Below are 14,411 nucleotides of genomic sequence, written 5' to 3'. Positions count from 1 at the left end.
CGTCAGTGGACTTTATCGCGGATATTCATCTCACCGACGGTCCCGTGCTGTGGCTGGCCTGGGCCGCCGGCGCGGCCGGCGGCGCGTGGCTTTTGTGGCGGCGCGGACCAGGGATCCGGCGCTGGGTCCTGGTCGTTGCGGCCGCAGTGCTGATTTCAGGCGCGCTCATCGCCGCCGTGCATTGGCTCCTGATCTATGTATTATCGACCCTGCCCGAGGAGCTCCCGCGCGAGGTCCTCGCCTGGTTCATCCCCGCAGTGACGGCGCTGCTGCTGTGGGCATATCGTCTGTGGACACTCCGGACCCCCCGTTCCACATCCCCCGGCCGGCCCGCGTTGCGGGGGAGAGTCACGGCGTCCCTGGCCCTGTTGGGTGTCATCCTGCTCACGGCCGTGCAGGTGAACGCGTACTTTGGCCTCAACCACACGGTCAGCGACATCCTGGGAACGGCAGTGGCCCGAATTCAACCGCTTGACTCCGCCTTCACGCGTCAGCGCGGCCACCGGGCCGCCATTCCCCTCGCGGAGTGGACGGCGTCTGCGGACATCCCCGACGGCGGTGTCCTGGGGACGGCCGTTATTCCGGGGGCTGTTTCCGGATTCAGCTCCCGCGAAGCCTATATCTATCTCCCCCCTGCCTATCAGGCCACCCCCCGGCCCGCGCTGCCGGTGCTCGTGCTTTTCTCCGGCCAGCCCGGCGGCCCATCCGATTGGCTCACAGGCGGCGCGCTCCGCAGCCGTCTTGACCGGTTCGCCGCCGCGCATCACGGCGTGGCACCCGTGGCGGTGGTCATCGATCCGAACGGGTCCGCCACGGCCAACACGCTATGCATGGACAGCCGGATTGCCAAGGCAGACACGTTCCTCTCGCAGGACGTGCCGCGGTGGATCAGCCAGACGCTCGACGTCGACACCAACCACCGCCGGTGGGCTGTGGGCGGATTTTCCTTCGGGGCCACCTGCGCCATGCAAATGGGAACGCGCCACCCTGACGTTTACCAGTCCGTGCTCGCCTTCTCGAGCGAGAGGGAGCCCACCCTCGCCAAGGAAAGGAAGAAGACAGTCGAGGCTGCCTTTGGCGATGATACGGCAGCCTTTGACGCCCAAACGCCCTTGAACGTGATGAAGACGCGGCAATTCCCGGGTAACGCCATCTATTTTGGCGCCGGTGCGACGGATCCGGAGTTCGTCGCCTACATGGGCGAGCTCTCAGGCGCTGCCCGCGAGGCCGGCTTCGACGTCGAGGCCGAGCAGATTCCCAATGCGGGGCATTCCTGGGAGACGGCGTCCAAGGGGCTCACGCGTGCACTTGACTTCATGGCAAGTCGATGGGGGATAGCTCCATGACAATCGCCGATGTGCTGCGTCAAAACCTCGTCCGGATGCTTGGCCATTTCAGGGCCGTGCCGTTCACCCTGGCTGTCCTGGCACTGTTTCTTGGCGTGGGTGCCGCAACCCACAGCTTCCTTTCCGGGCCGCCCGAGTCCATTCTCGATATCGCGGCCGTCAACGCAACCGGTTTGAGGGAGGGGCGCTGGTGGTCCCTATTTACCTCGCTCTTTTTCGCCACCAACCCCTTGGCCTACTTTGCGGCCGCCCTGATGATCCTGCTCCTGCTGGGACTCGCCGAGCGGAAGCTGGGCACAGTGCGGACGGCGGTCATCTACTTCGCCGGGCAGTTCGTGGCTGTGTCCCTCTTCCTCCTGCTGACCCAGTTGGCGCGCTACGCCGGCGACGGGTGGCTGGGGCTGATGGTCAACGCGCGGCTCATCGGGCCGTACGCGGCGGTCCTTGCGGCAACTCTTGCGGCCAGCGGTCTGCTGCCCACCCTGTGGCAGAGGCGTTTGCGGACAACGGCCGTCTCCGCCTCACTCCTGCTGGTGCTGTACGTGGGGCACGCCGAGACCGTGGTTGGCCTCATGGGCGCCTTGGCCGGCCTCGGGGCCGGCTGGTGGATCCAGAGTGAGAAGGGAACATTCCACCGGCACCGTTCCACGGGCCGTGAGAGAAGGAACCTGCTCGCATTGACCGTGGGTATTTTTGCCGTCGGTCCCATCCTGACGGCGGCAGTGCGGAGCCCCACGGGGCCGCTTGCCCTCTTGCGCGATGTTGTCCTCAATCCGCTGCCCACGCTGAACCAGCTTGAGCAGAACTGCGGCGGGACAGTGGATCCCGCCTGCCTGGAGGTGGGCCGGGCGGGCTTTGCCGGGCCTCTGGGCTTTGCGCTGGCTGTGGTGCCGGTTGTGCTCCTCCTCATCTGCGCGGACGGCATGAGGCGCGGACGCCGGCTTGCACTGCGGATTGCCATCATCGTCCAGCTCGCTGTGACCGCCCTGGCTGCCGTGTACCTGACACTCTTTGCCCGGATCCCGCACTATCCCAACAGCCCGCACACTGCGGTAATGGGTTCAGGGTTCGTTCACGTCCTGCCCCTCGTGGCGGTGCCGTTGCTGCTGGTGGTGCTTTTGTGGGCCAACCGCCGCCAGTTCCGCGTGGAGTCGTCCTCGCACGCCCGGCGTCTCCTTGGGTTATGGGTCGGCGGAGCCTGGTTGACGCTGGCCGGCGGATACACGGTGGCGTGGTTCGCCGCCGGCGGCATGGACCGGGACGGTGGCCTGCTGGGGCTGGCCGCGGAGCTTGCCCGGCAGTACCTTCCCCTCCCAATACCCGGTTCCTACAACCGCATCTTCCGGGACCGCAACGCGGTCGAATCCTTTCTGTTTGCCTACTCGGGGATTGTCTTTTGGGTCATTGCCCTGGTGGCTGTCTGGCTGGTTCTCCTCCGCAGGCACCACGGCACGGATGCCGGCACCGGGGATCGGGAAATCGCCAAAGGACTTATCCGGCAGGGAGGGGACTCGCTGTCCTGGATGGCGCTGTGGGAGCCCAACAAGTACTGGTTCACGCCAGGCTTCCGAAGCGGAGTGGCCTACCAGCAACACGGGAACGTGGCCCTCACCCTTGCCGGTCCGTTTGGTCCCGCCGGGCTGCGGGAGGAAACAGCGGCCGGATTCATGCGTTATTGTGCCGAGCACGCGCTGATCCCGTGCTTCTACTCATGTACCGAGGAATTGTGGCCGATGCTCCAGGCCCGGGGCTTTCAGCGGGTGACGGTTGCCCAGGAGACCCGGCTCGCGGTGCGGGAGCTTGAATTCAAGGGCAAGGAGTGGCAAAACGTCCGCACTGCCCTGAACCGCGCGGCGAAGTCCGGCGTCAAGGCGGTCTGGGGCCGCTACAGCGGCTTCCCGGCACACCTCCGCGCGCAGCTGATTGAGGTTTCCGAGGAGTGGGCCGCGCAGAAGTCCGTCCCCGAAATGGGCTTCACCCTGGGCGGCATCGACGAACTGGCGGACAATGAGGTCCTGTGCTGCCTGGCGGTGGACGCCGAGGGCCGGGTCCAAGGGGTCACCAGCTGGCTTCCTGTCTATCAGGACGGACGGATCGTGAGCTGGACGCTGGATCTTATGAGACGCCGCACCGACGCGTTTCCCGGAGTCATGGAATTCCTGATTGCATCCGCGGTCAACAAACTGCGCGATTCCGTGGAGGTCATATCGCTCTCCGGATCCCCCCTGTCACAGGACATGGCCGCGGGTGATTCGGGTGGGACCGGAAATGACTCAGGGCAGCGGGCGGATGCCGAACCCGAGGGGTTGGCCGCGATACTGGACGTGGTGGGACGGGCACTGGAACCGGTGTACGGATTCCGCTCATTGGCCACGTTCAAATCGCGCTTTAAGCCCGATTACCGCACCCTCTACCTTTATTATCAGGACCCTCTGCAGCTGCCTGCCATGGGCCGCGCGTTGAGCCTCGCGTATCTTCCCGGTCTCTCCGTGCGCCAGAGCGCCCGGTTGCTCAGGACTCTGGTGCGGTAATTACGGAATGGGGGCGTGAACGTTTTACTTTCGGGAATATATTTGTGACTCCAAAACAATGCACAATGCACATGACGTATTGGCCGAATGCAAAAAATGGCCCCCGGCACTAATGCCGGGGGCCATTGATTCGTGGCTCCCGCCCAAGGGCGGGGTCCGACGGGTGACTAGACCAGCGTTACGCCGGTAGCCTGGGGGCCCTTGGCGCCCTGGCCGATTTCGAACTGAACACGCTGGTTCTCGTCGAGGGTCTTGAAACCACCGGTCTGAATCTCCGAATAGTGAACGAAGACATCGCCATCGGAGTCGTCCGGGGTGATGAAGCCGAAGCCCTTTTCAGCGTTGAACCACTTGACGGTTCCCTGTGCCATTTATTTCTCCTCATTATGGAACTTGTTTAAGTCCGGCACACTTCGTGCTGGACTTGGTCACTCTGCGAGAAGAATCCTGGCTTGCCGCCCGGTGGGACCGGACACTAGCTGCAGAAGCTTCGCGCTCGCAACATGTCTTGCGAGCATGAAAAACACCTACACAAAGACTTAGATAAGAATTTCATGGGACGTCCCTCAGGTCAACGGGCAAAACGGGCAATTCGATAAATTTTGCGTAAAGCCGCAGTGAAAAGCACCCGCGCTAGAACAGCCGTGATTCGCTGTCGTCAACCCCGCGCATGGCGTCGTAGTCGAGGGTGACACAGTCGATCCCGCGGTCGTTGGCCAGTACCTTGGCCTGCGGCTTGATTTGCTGGGCGGCAAAGATGCCCCTGACGGGCGCAAGCAGGGGGTCGCGGTTAAGCAGTTCCAAGTAGCGGGTCAACTGTTCGACGCCGTCAATGTCTCCGCGGCGCTTTAGCTCGATGGCCACTGTGGCACCGTTGGCGTCCCTGGCCAGGATGTCCACCGGGCCGATGGCTGTGAAGTACTCGCGCCGGATCAGGGAGAACCCGGTGCCCAGCCTTTCGATCTGGTCCGCCAGCAGGCGCTGAAGGTCAGCTTCGACCCCGTCCTTGATGAGACCCGGGTCCAGCCCCAGTTCATGGGAGGTGTCGTGCAGCTGCTCGTGGATGTTGATGATGAGCCGGTCATCGGTCTTGGCGGACTGTACTGTCCACTGCTCCGTGACCCCGAGCTCCAGGTCCACTTCGTCCGGGGTGGAGACCCGGAGGCTGGCCGGGGGGCTCATCCAGTTCAGCGGTTTGTAGGAGCCGCCATCGGAGTGCACCAGCACGGACCCGTCGGCCTTGACCAGCAGGAGCCGGGTGGCGAGGGGCAAGTGGGCCTTCAGACGGCCGACATAATCAACAGAGCAACGGGCTATAACGAGACGCACCCGGTACACACTACCGTCTGGGCGGTAAACGGGAACAGCGAACCGTGACGGCGCACCGGGCCGCGCTGGGGCAGAATGGAACCATGCCCCGTTCCAACCGTCCCCGCCGCCCAGCGTCCGGCAAACCAGGGCAGGCAGGCGGGAAGCACTCCGCCGGGCCGGTGCCTGAGTTGGATCTGGAGCGTGCGCGCTCGGGGATCGTCCGGCGGGAAAGTGCGCCCGACGGCGAGTGGATGGTGCGCACCATGACGGCCAAGCGCGCGGAAAAGTCCTACATCTGCCCGGGCTGCTCCACCGCGGTGCCCCCCGGGGTGGCCCACCTGGTCGTTTGGGCCGAGGACCACCTCTTCGGTGCGGCGGTAGCCCTCGCTGAGCGCCGCCACTGGCACTCCAACTGCTGGACCTCACGCAGTTACCGCTATCGCTAAGCTGTTGAGCATGACTTTTGACCCGGCGTCGTTCGTTTTCAGCCAGCCCTCCGACGTGACCCCCATACGCGCATCAACCGTACTCCCGGCCCGCCGGGAAAACATTGAGTTCCGCACGGCGGACGGCCACGTCCTGGTGGGTGAGCTGGCCCTTCCCGAGTCCGGTGTTATCCGCGCCACGCTGATCACGCTGCATCCGCTGCCCACGCACGGCGGCTTTATGGACTCGCACGTGTACCGCAAGGCCTCGTACCGGCTGCCCGCTCTCGCCGGTATCGCCGTTCTCAGGTTCAACACACGCGGCACCGCCTCACCGCGGGGGACCAGCGGCGGGAAGTTCGAGGAAGGAATCGGGGAACGGCTCGACGTCGAGGCCGCCGTCCGGTTCGCGGCTGAGCGCGGATTGCCCAACCGCTGGCTGGTGGGATGGTCTTTTGGCACCGAGCTTGCCCTGATGTACGGAGCCGTGGAACCGGTGGCATCGCAAGTGGAAGGCGCCGTACTTCTCTCGCCGCCGCTGCACCGTGCCACCGACGTTCATCTGAAGGAATGGGCCGCGTCCCGGAAGCCGCTTAAGGTGCTGGTGCCCGAGCACGACGATTACCTGCAGCCGGCCGAGGCCGCTGAACGGTTCAACCTGGTGCCGCAGGCCCGGGTCGTGGGGGTCGAAGGCGCCAAGCACCTCTGGGTGGGGGAGAAGTACGCCGCCCGCGTCCTCAACGAGGTGGTCGAAGAGGTGACCGGGGCCGCTTCCGGGGCAGTGGAGCTTCCGCAGGAATGGGCAGGTCCGGTGGCATCAGCCACCCCCTGAGCCCTGCGCCGGCTGCGTTCCTGCCTCTGCCAGCTTGACCTTCAGTGCTTGTCCTGGCGAACGATGAAAATCTCTTTCACCAGGAGCATCACGGCGGCTGCGGTGGGGATGGCGATGAGCGCACCCAGGACCCCGAGCAGGCTGCCGCCGGCGATCACGGAGATCACGGCCACGGCGCCTGGCACGGCCACCGCCTTCTGCATGATGCGGGGCGAGATGAAGTACGCCTCGAACTGGAGGTAGGCGAAGTAGCAGACGGCGTAGACGACGGCGGTTTGCCACCCGGTAGTCAGTGAAACCAGGATGACCACCACGCCGGCGATCATGCCGCCCACCAGGGGAATGAAGGCGAGCAGGGCCACCACAAACGCCAGCAGCACGGCAAAGGGTATGCCCAGGATTGACATCACAATGAACGCGAAAGTCGCATTGAGCAGGGCCACGCAGGCCTGCCCGATGACGTAGTTGCCCACGGAACCGGTGATCTCTTCGGACAGCGCCTCCACGCGGGCCCGGCGTGACCGCGGCGCCAGCCGGTAGCCCCACTTCTTCATCGCCGGAAGTGCGGCCAGGAAGTAAAGGCTGAGGACCAGCACGATCAGTGTCCCGAAAAGCCCGTTGGCAACGGTGGAGCCAAAGCCCAGGACACCGCCGAAGATGCCGCCCATGGCGTCCGGGTTCTTGACGAACTTGTCCAGTTCCTGGGTGATGCGGTCCCGCACACCGAACTGGGCGTCCATGGTCCGGAAGAATTCCGAGTCGATGAAGTCCCGCACCCACACCGGCGCCTGCACCACAATCTCGGTGACCTGTTCGACGATCGTGGGGATCAGCGTGGCGAAGAACCCGGCAACCGCGGACACCAGGACGCTCACAGCCACCAGGATTCCTATGGGCCTGGGCAGCTTGCGTCCTTCCAGCCACCGGACCACGGGGTCCAGGCCCAGGGCGATGAAGAGGGCGGCCACGATCCACAGAAGGAGCTGTGTGGTGTTGGAACCGATCCAGTAGACCAGCAGCGCCACGCCGACGCCCACGGTTCCCATGAACCCCACGTACAGCGGGTGCTGGGCGGACATCCGGGGTCCCGGGGCCCCGAACCGTGTGGTGTCTTCGCCCTCTGCCCCGTGTTCGGGGCCGGTGGCGAGTTCCGGGGGCATCTCAAACCGCAGGCGGGGCTGGGCGCCGGGGAGGGGCTGGCGCAGCCGGCGCAGCACAGACGCCGCGAGTGCCGGCATTCCCGGTTTCCGGACCGGCTGCATGGCGGCATCGCCGCTTCCCTGGCCGCCGGATCCCCTGGTGTCTTCCCGTCCGGGAGCGGACGAATCCGCGTGTTCAGTCACTGCGCTCAGGTGCCTTACCGTCCGTGGCGCCGCTATTGCGGGCCGGGTGTGATGATCATCGCAAACACTATCAGCAGGCTTGTCTGCGCCCGGATTCAGGGGTGCGCGGACGTCGGGCGGGGCACTGCGCCACGGCTGCCCGTCGGGCCGAAACTGACTCCCTGGTAACAAAATGGTTACTATTGAAGTTAAACCCCCCGCTGATGATAGGTATCCCTTTGCGTTTCAAGACTGCAGTTGCACTAGTGCTGCTCGGCCTCCTGACACTGCTGGCCGGCGTAGGACAGAAGACCGTATGGGCTCCGGCCGAGACGGTCACGGCCACGGCCCCGTCCGACGGCGCCGCCGCACCCCTCACCGTGATCGACCAGAAGCTGCGGACGCTGCACGGGGGACCGGTCAAGATCAGCGTCAAGGGCGAAGGCAGCTTTATGCTCGCCGCCGGCCGCCCCGACGACGTCGACGCCTGGGTGGGCAAGACCGCCCACAACACCGTCTCCGGAGTGTCTGACGACAGCAAGTCACTGCAGCTCAAGCACACCGACGGGGAAGCCTCCGCTCCCTCGCCGGCCGGCTCCGACCTCTGGGTCACCACGGAAAACGCCAGCGGCGAAATGAACTACACGTGGAACGCGCCAGCCGACGGCGAATGGTCGTTGCTGCTGGCATCGGACGGAACCAAACCGGCGCCGTCGTCGATCTCGATGACGTTCCCCAATGACACCTCCACCCCGTGGGCCGTGCCCCTGATGGTGCTGGGCGGACTGCTGATCCTGGCCGGCGCGGCACTGGTGCTGCTCAAGCCCAAGGGCGGCGCCCCTGCTGAGGGCGACGGCGAAGACGGCGGCCACGGCAACGTGGGCACGCTTGCAAGCAGGCTCGCCCAGCGTGCCCGTGCCCTGGCCGGAGCGAAGACCTCCGCTAACGCTGGCCAGCCTGCCGCCGACGCGACAGTCACTGGCACGCCCGGCGCGCCCGGCCCTAGCAAGACCGGCCCTGGCCCGACCGGCCCGGGCAAAACGGGCTCGTCCGGCGCTGACACCGGACGTGCCGGCATGGCCGTGGCACTCCTGGCAGCAACCATCGTGGCCGGATCGGGCGTCGCCGCCCAGGCAAGCACCACTCCCGCGCCGGCACCAACATCCAGTGCGTCCGCGGCCGGCGGGCCGGACAAGGCCTCCGATGCGCCTGTCCTCCTGGATGCGCAGTTCCGCAGGATCCTTGAGCAGGTCTCCAGCACGGTGGATGCCGGAGACGCCGCGAAGGACGCCAGCAAGCTCAAGCCGCGCGTGGACCGGACCGAGCTCGAGGTCCGCACGCAAAACTACAAGATCCGCTCCCAGGTGGGTGCCTACGAGGCGCGCATGCCCGTGCGGGCCACCAAACTGCTGACCACCGTGGTGACCAACAAGCGCGCCTGGCCCCGCTCGGTCATGGCCGTCACCCAGGGTGAGGGCAATGTTGTGCCGCAGTTGCTCACACTTGTGCAGAAGTCCCCGCGGGAGAACTACAAACTGGTGGAGACCACACCGCTGCAGCCGGGCACCACGTTCCCCGCCATTGCCCGGGCAGGCACCGAGACGCTTGCCGCAACGGACAAGTCGGGCCTGCTGTACAGCGGCGCGGAAGCACTCGCCGGCCTGGGCGACCGTCTGACCACGGCGGATTCCCCGTTCAAGGACAAGCTGGTTGAGGGCAAGTCATCGCCTTACATAGCCGACACCCTGGCCTACCAGGCCGATATCGCCAAGACCGGCGTGAACGGAAACTTCAACTTCACGCACAAGGTGGTTCCGGAGGAAACCACGGTGTTCCGGACTGCCGACGGCGGCGCGCTGGTGCTCGGACGCCTGAACTTCGAGTTTGACGGCACCCCGAAGGCTTCCGGAGACAAGCTGGCAATCGGCGACGATGCGGCTGTCCTGGCCGGCGGCAAGGAAACCAGCACGGGCATGGTGCTCAACTTCGCAGAATCCATGGCCGTGTACATCCCGCCCACCGGATCCAAGGATCCGATGAAGCTCGTGGCCGCCACCCGTGGGCTGGTTGGAGCCAGCTTCAAATAGCACCGGCTTCCGGTATGACCGGCAGCGCCCGGAGTGGCTAGAGTGGGGGCTATGAGTTCGCCAGCCTCCCGCCCAGTCCCTCCGGCCGCTGCCAGCCAGATAAACCTGCATGGCGCCGTCGACCTCTCCAGCCTGAAGCAGCGGCCCGCGCCGGCCGCGCCGCCGTCGGGTCCGGCCCCAGGAGCGCCCGGCGCCCCGGGCGAGGCCCCCGGCGCCCACCCCTTGCGGGTCACCGTCACCGAGGCAAATTTTCAGCAACTCGTGGAGCTTTCCGCCCAGGTGCCTGTCGTCTTCGCCCTGTGGGCCGGCTACTCGCCAGCATCCGGGGCGTTGCTGGATGTGCTGGAACAAATTATTGAAAGCTATGCCGGCCGCCTCGTCCTCGGCACCGCGGACATCGAGGCCTTTCCCCAGCTGGCCCAGGCCTTCCAGGTCCAGGCTGTTCCCACTGCCGTCGCCGTGGTCAAGGGCCAGCCGGTTCCGCTCTTCCAAGGGGGCGCCGAGGAACAGCAGGTGCGCGCCCTCCTGGACGAACTGCTCAAGGTTGCTGCCGCCAACGGCGTTACGGGCCAGCTGGATGCAGTCGCCGCGGAAACCGAAGCCGGACCTGCACCACTTCCGCCGCTTCACCAGGCTGCATTCGACGCGATTGAGGCCGGCGACTACGCCGCCGCCGCTGCGGCATACCGCCAGGCCCTCCTGGAAATGCCGGCTGACGCCGAAGCCAAGGCGGGCCTGGCGCAGGTGGAACTCATGGCGCGGCTCCAGGAACTCTCAGGCCCGGACGCTGACGCCCTTCGCCAGCTCGCTGCCGACCAGCCGGACAACCTTGACGCCCAGCTGGGCGTGGCGGACCTGGACATCGCCGGCGGCCACATCGAAGACGGACTTAACCGGATCGTGAGCTTCATCGGCCGGAACTTCGGGCCCGAACGCGAGACCGCAAGGATCCGCCTGCTGGAACTGTTCGACGTCGTCGGGACCTCCGATGACCGCGTCGCCAAGGCACGCCAAGGGCTGGCACGGGTGCTGTTCTAATGGGCTCGGCTCTCTTTGCGCCCCTGGAGCTGCGCTCCCTGAAGCTGCAGCATCGGGGCTGGGTGTCACCCATGTGCCAATACAGCTGTGGTCCGGAAACCGGTGAAGGCGTGCCCCACGACTGGCACCTGATGCATCTGGGATCCTTCGCCGCCGGGGGTGCGGCGCTCATCCTCACCGAGGCTGCGGCAGTTAATGCCATCGGAAGAATCAGCCCGCTGGACGCCGGGATGTACAACGACGACCAGGCAGCGGGCTGGGAGCGGATCACCGCTTTTGTGCACCGGTACGGCGCCGCGGATGCCAAGATCGGCACCCAGCTGGCCCACGCCGGCCGAAAGGCCTCAAGCTACTGGCCATTTTCGGGTAAGCGCGGTTCAGTGCCCGAGGCAGACGGCGGCTGGGACACCCTTGGGCCGGGCACCTCTGCATTCGACGGCTACGCAGCCCCGGCGGCCATGACAACGGAAGAGATTGACGGTGTGATCAGCGATTTCGCCGCCGCGGCCGTCCGTGCCGTGGATGCGGGATTCGACACGATTGAACTCCACGGTGCCCACGGCTACCTTCTGCACCAGTTCCAGAGCCCGCTGATCAACGACCGGACCGACCACTGGGGCGGGGACGAGACCGGCAGGAACAGGCTCACCCTGGCCGTGGTGGACGCGGTGCGTGCCGTCATCCCCGATTCCATGCCGTTGTTGCTCCGGATCTCGGCGTCGGACTGGGCCGAGGGCGGGATCGACGCCGAGGCCTCGGTCAGGCTTGCGGCCGCAGCCGCCGAACGTGGCGTGGACCTGGTGGACGTTTCCAGCGGCGGCGCGGTGGCGCACCAGCAGATTCCCGCTGGCCCGGGATATCAGACAGGCTTTTCGGCCCTGATCCGGCGGGAGGCCGGAGTCCGAACCGGAACGGTGGGGCTGCTGACATCGGCCGGGCAGGCCGAACACGCTGTTGCCACCGGGCAGGCCGACGGGGTCTTTATTGCGCGTGCGGCCCTTCGGGATCCTCACTGGTGGCTGCGCGCGGCATTCGAGCTCGGCCACGAGCTTCCGTGGGTGCCGCAGTACGAAAGGGCAATACCCAGGCACAGCTTCTAGCGCGGGTGCGGGCAGCATCCGGTTACGCTGGCACCATGACTGATCCGCATCCGGAACACCGTCCCCCTGCCGGCCCGCCCGCGGACAGCCGGGCGGGTGTTGTTCCTGCGCTCGTCCTTCGCGGGCTCGCCAAGCGATTTGGCGGAAAAATTGCCGTCGACGGCATCAGCCTCGACGTCCCTGCCGGCTCGTTCTATGGCATCGTGGGGCCCAACGGTGCGGGCAAGACCACCACGCTGTCCATGGCGACGGGACTGCTCCGCCCGGATCTTGGCACGGCGATGATTCACGGGGTGGATGTCTGGGCCAGGCCCCTGGAGGCCAAGAGGCTCGTAGGCATCCTTACCGATGGCGTGCGCCTCTTCGACCGCCTGACCGGGGAACAACTGGTCAGCTATGCGGGCCTCCTGCGCGGCATGGCCCGGGACGTGGTGGCTACCAGGGTGGCGGAACTACTGGCCGCCCTGGACCTCAGCGCCGACGCCGGGACGCTGGTTGTGGACTACTCCGCAGGCATGACCAAGAAGATCGCCCTCGCCTCCGCCCTGATCCATGCTCCGCGGTTGCTCGTCCTGGATGAGCCGTTCGAATCAGTGGATCCAGTGTCCGCCGCGAACATCCGGGACATCCTGGACCGATATGTTGAGTCGGGCGGAACTGTGATCGTCTCCAGCCACGTGATGGATCTGGTGCAGCGGATGTGCGACCACGTTGCAGTGGTGGCGGACGGGCGGCTGCTCGCGGCCGGCACTGTGGAGGATGTACGGGCCGGGGCGACCCTCGAGGACCGCTTTGTGCAGCTGGTGGGCGGCCGGAGCCGGACGGAAGGTCTGGAATGGTTGCGCACCTTCTAAGGCTCAAACTCACTCTCTTGCGGAACAGCCTGCGCCGGAGCCCCTGGCAGCTCGTGGGGCTTGCCATTGCCGGCCTGTACGCCCTGGGAATCACGGGAACGTTGGGCGCGGGGTTGATCCTGCTCCGCAACGCCGACATGGGACTGGCGCAGACCGTGGTGGTCCTGGGTGGCTCCGCTGCCGTCCTGGGCTGGGGGGTCATACCGGTGGTCGCCTCCGCCGCTGACATGACGCTGGACCCGGCGCGGTTTGCCACAGCCGCAGTGCCGATGCCCCAACTGCTGACAGGGCTCGCCCTTGGCGGACTGATCGGAATTCCCGGGATTGCCACATCCTTGGTCGCCCTGGCCACCGTGGCCACCTGGACCAGGGGTGCCCTGCCGGCTGCGGGGGCGGCTGCCGGCGCGGTCCTGGGCGTGCTTACGTGTGTTGTCCTTGCCAAGGTGGTCACCACCCCAACGGCGGGCCTGGCCTCGTCCCGCCGGTTCAAGGACGTCAGCGACCTGGCGTTTCTGGTTCCCTTGATGCTGATGGGCCCGATCATCGCCGGGGTGGCGAAGGGCATGTCCGGCTCCGCCGTTTTTCTGAACGATTTGGCCCGCAGCCTGGCGTGGAGTCCGGCCGGCGCGGCCTGGTCGCTGGGCGGGGACCTCGCAGCCGGAGACGTTGTGGGCGCGGTGCTGAAACTGTTGATCGCGGTCGCCACGCTGGCGGGGCTGGCCTGGGCCTGGAAGGTGCTGCTCCAGCGGGCGCTCACCACCCCCCGCTACGCGGCCAGCGGCCGGAAGCGCGGCGGCAGGATGGGTCTGTTTGGGGTCCTGCCGGCCACCCCCACCGGTGCCATCACGGCACGCGCCCTCAGTTACTGGATCAGGGATCCCCGCTACACGGGATCGCTGGTGGTCATTCCCCTTCTGCCGGTCCTCCTGCTGTTCCAGGCGGGCCAGACCGGCAACTATGGTCACCTCACCATTGCCGGACCCCTGGCGGCCTTCCTGCTGGCCTGGTCCATCTCGGCCGACGTTTCCTACGACAGCACGGCCTTTGCCCTGCACGTGGCAAGCGGCGTCCGCGGCCTCCACGACCGCCTGGGCCGGGCGTTCGGCTGCCTTGCCTTCGCCCTTCCAATCGTGCTCCTGTTCAGCACCGCCCCATTCTTCTTCACCGGGGAATGGGAGCGTCTGCCGGGTCTGCTGGGGCTCTCCCTCGGCGTGCTGTTCACAGGACTGGGTCTGGCATCGGTGGTGTCGGCGCGCTACACGGTGGTGGTCCCCCTGCCGGGCGATAGTCCTTTCAAAAAGCCTCCCGGCAACGTGGCCCAGACCATGGCGGTGCAGTTCGGCGGAATGGCCGTACTGCTGGTGCTCGTGCTGCCGGAAGCGGCCCTGTTCACGGCCCAACTGGTGACAGGTAGCATGTTCCCGGGCTGGCTCAACCTTGTGGTGGGGCCCGCCTTGGGACTGGGGCTGTTCGCCGCCGGGGTCCGACTCGGAGGGACATGGCTCGACGCCCGCGGACCGGAACTGCTGGCGCAGCTGGCGGTCAACCGCTAAACCTGCATGATT

Annotated in this window: 12 protein-coding genes; 9 read left to right on the top strand and 3 right to left on the bottom strand. The window is 66.3% G+C overall.

Translation table 11 applies throughout. The features are described 5' to 3' along the window. The first annotated feature begins 5 nt into the window (after positions 1-5). Both ACP4XC_RS16160 and ACP4XC_RS16155 read left to right on the top strand, forming a co-directional pair. Positions 6-1,346 carry an alpha/beta hydrolase-fold protein gene (locus ACP4XC_RS16160; RefSeq protein WP_427171400.1) on the top strand — a complete coding sequence of 447 codons (1,341 nt, stop codon included), beginning with the start codon at positions 6-8 and terminating at the stop codon, positions 1,344-1,346. Beyond that, the gene (locus tag ACP4XC_RS16155; RefSeq protein ID WP_427171398.1) at positions 1,343-3,877 is read left to right on the top strand and encodes a bifunctional lysylphosphatidylglycerol flippase/synthetase MprF; all 2,535 of its coding nucleotides are present in this window, start codon (positions 1,343-1,345) and stop codon (positions 3,875-3,877) included. Before ACP4XC_RS16160 ends, ACP4XC_RS16155 begins: the two co-directional genes overlap by 4 nt. Before the next feature lie 167 nt (positions 3,878-4,044). Here the strand turns inward: ACP4XC_RS16155 and ACP4XC_RS16150 are convergent, their stop codons facing one another. After that, entirely contained in the window at positions 4,045-4,248 is a 204-nt protein-coding gene (locus ACP4XC_RS16150; protein WP_011692441.1) for a cold-shock protein, read from the bottom strand. A gap of 262 nt (positions 4,249-4,510) precedes the next feature. Continuing rightward, positions 4,511-5,206, bottom strand: a complete 696-nt coding sequence (nucS, locus tag ACP4XC_RS16145; protein WP_427171396.1) for an endonuclease NucS — start codon at positions 5,204-5,206, stop codon at positions 4,511-4,513. Between the two features lie 83 nt (positions 5,207-5,289). Here nucS and ACP4XC_RS16140 point away from each other — a divergent pair, with 83 nt between their 5' ends. Then, a complete protein-coding gene (locus tag ACP4XC_RS16140; RefSeq protein WP_427171394.1) occupies positions 5,290-5,634 on the top strand; it encodes an ATP/GTP-binding protein in 345 nt (114 codons plus the stop codon). A gap of 10 nt (positions 5,635-5,644) precedes the next feature. Further along, on the top strand, positions 5,645-6,445 hold the full coding sequence (locus tag ACP4XC_RS16135) for an alpha/beta hydrolase (protein ID WP_427171392.1): 801 nt from the start codon (positions 5,645-5,647) through the stop codon (positions 6,443-6,445). 41 nt (positions 6,446-6,486) lie between these two features. Here the strand turns inward: ACP4XC_RS16135 and ACP4XC_RS16130 are convergent, their stop codons facing one another. Continuing rightward, positions 6,487-7,707 (bottom strand): AI-2E family transporter, encoded by a 1,221-nt coding sequence (locus ACP4XC_RS16130; RefSeq protein ID WP_427175135.1) that lies wholly within the window; start codon positions 7,705-7,707, stop codon positions 6,487-6,489. Positions 7,708-7,991: 284 nt separating this feature from the next. Here ACP4XC_RS16130 and ACP4XC_RS16125 point away from each other — a divergent pair, with 284 nt between their 5' ends. The 5 genes from ACP4XC_RS16125 to ACP4XC_RS16105 are packed head-to-tail and all read left to right on the top strand — an operon-like array spanning position 7,992 to position 14,399. Then, positions 7,992-9,854: a hypothetical protein gene (locus ACP4XC_RS16125; protein ID WP_427171391.1), complete on the top strand. Its 1,863-nt coding sequence runs from the start codon at positions 7,992-7,994 to the stop codon at positions 9,852-9,854. Positions 9,855-9,905: 51 nt separating this feature from the next. Further along, positions 9,906-10,892: a co-chaperone YbbN gene (locus tag ACP4XC_RS16120; RefSeq protein ID WP_427171389.1), complete on the top strand. Its 987-nt coding sequence runs from the start codon at positions 9,906-9,908 to the stop codon at positions 10,890-10,892. After that, on the top strand, positions 10,892-11,992 hold the full coding sequence (locus ACP4XC_RS16115) for an NADH:flavin oxidoreductase/NADH oxidase (protein ID WP_427171388.1): 1,101 nt from the start codon (positions 10,892-10,894) through the stop codon (positions 11,990-11,992). The genes ACP4XC_RS16120 and ACP4XC_RS16115 overlap by 1 nt, the downstream gene beginning before the upstream one ends. A gap of 35 nt (positions 11,993-12,027) precedes the next feature. Then, on the top strand, positions 12,028-12,846 hold the full coding sequence (locus ACP4XC_RS16110; protein WP_427171386.1) for an ABC transporter ATP-binding protein: 819 nt from the start codon (positions 12,028-12,030) through the stop codon (positions 12,844-12,846). After that, positions 12,828-14,399 carry a transporter gene (locus ACP4XC_RS16105; protein WP_427171384.1) on the top strand — a complete coding sequence of 524 codons (1,572 nt, stop codon included), beginning with the start codon at positions 12,828-12,830 and terminating at the stop codon, positions 14,397-14,399. Before ACP4XC_RS16110 ends, ACP4XC_RS16105 begins: the two co-directional genes overlap by 19 nt. Positions 14,400-14,411: the final 12 nt, after the last annotated feature.

It is taken from the genome of Arthrobacter sp. 92 (assembly GCF_050260325.1).
Classification (GTDB): domain Bacteria; phylum Actinomycetota; class Actinomycetes; order Actinomycetales; family Micrococcaceae; genus Arthrobacter.
This window is presented reverse-complemented; position numbering and strand designations above follow the sequence as displayed.

Coding starts and splice junctions, on each gene's coding strand:
- ACP4XC_RS16155 (WP_427171398.1), top strand. CDS start 1,343: ATGACAATCGCCGATGTGCTGCGTCAAAACCTCGTCCGGATGCTTGGC.
- ACP4XC_RS16150 (WP_011692441.1), bottom strand. CDS start 4,248: ATGGCACAGGGAACCGTCAAGTGGTTCAACGCTGAAAAGGGCTTCGGC.
- ACP4XC_RS16140 (WP_427171394.1), top strand. CDS start 5,290: ATGCCCCGTTCCAACCGTCCCCGCCGCCCAGCGTCCGGCAAACCAGGG.
- ACP4XC_RS16135 (WP_427171392.1), top strand. CDS start 5,645: ATGACTTTTGACCCGGCGTCGTTCGTTTTCAGCCAGCCCTCCGACGTG.
- ACP4XC_RS16130 (WP_427175135.1), bottom strand. CDS start 7,707: ATGCAGCCGGTCCGGAAACCGGGAATGCCGGCACTCGCGGCGTCTGTG.
- ACP4XC_RS16125 (WP_427171391.1), top strand. CDS start 7,992: ATGATAGGTATCCCTTTGCGTTTCAAGACTGCAGTTGCACTAGTGCTG.
- ACP4XC_RS16120 (WP_427171389.1), top strand. CDS start 9,906: ATGAGTTCGCCAGCCTCCCGCCCAGTCCCTCCGGCCGCTGCCAGCCAG.
- ACP4XC_RS16115 (WP_427171388.1), top strand. CDS start 10,892: ATGGGCTCGGCTCTCTTTGCGCCCCTGGAGCTGCGCTCCCTGAAGCTG.
- ACP4XC_RS16110 (WP_427171386.1), top strand. CDS start 12,028: ATGACTGATCCGCATCCGGAACACCGTCCCCCTGCCGGCCCGCCCGCG.
- ACP4XC_RS16105 (WP_427171384.1), top strand. CDS start 12,828: ATGGTTGCGCACCTTCTAAGGCTCAAACTCACTCTCTTGCGGAACAGC.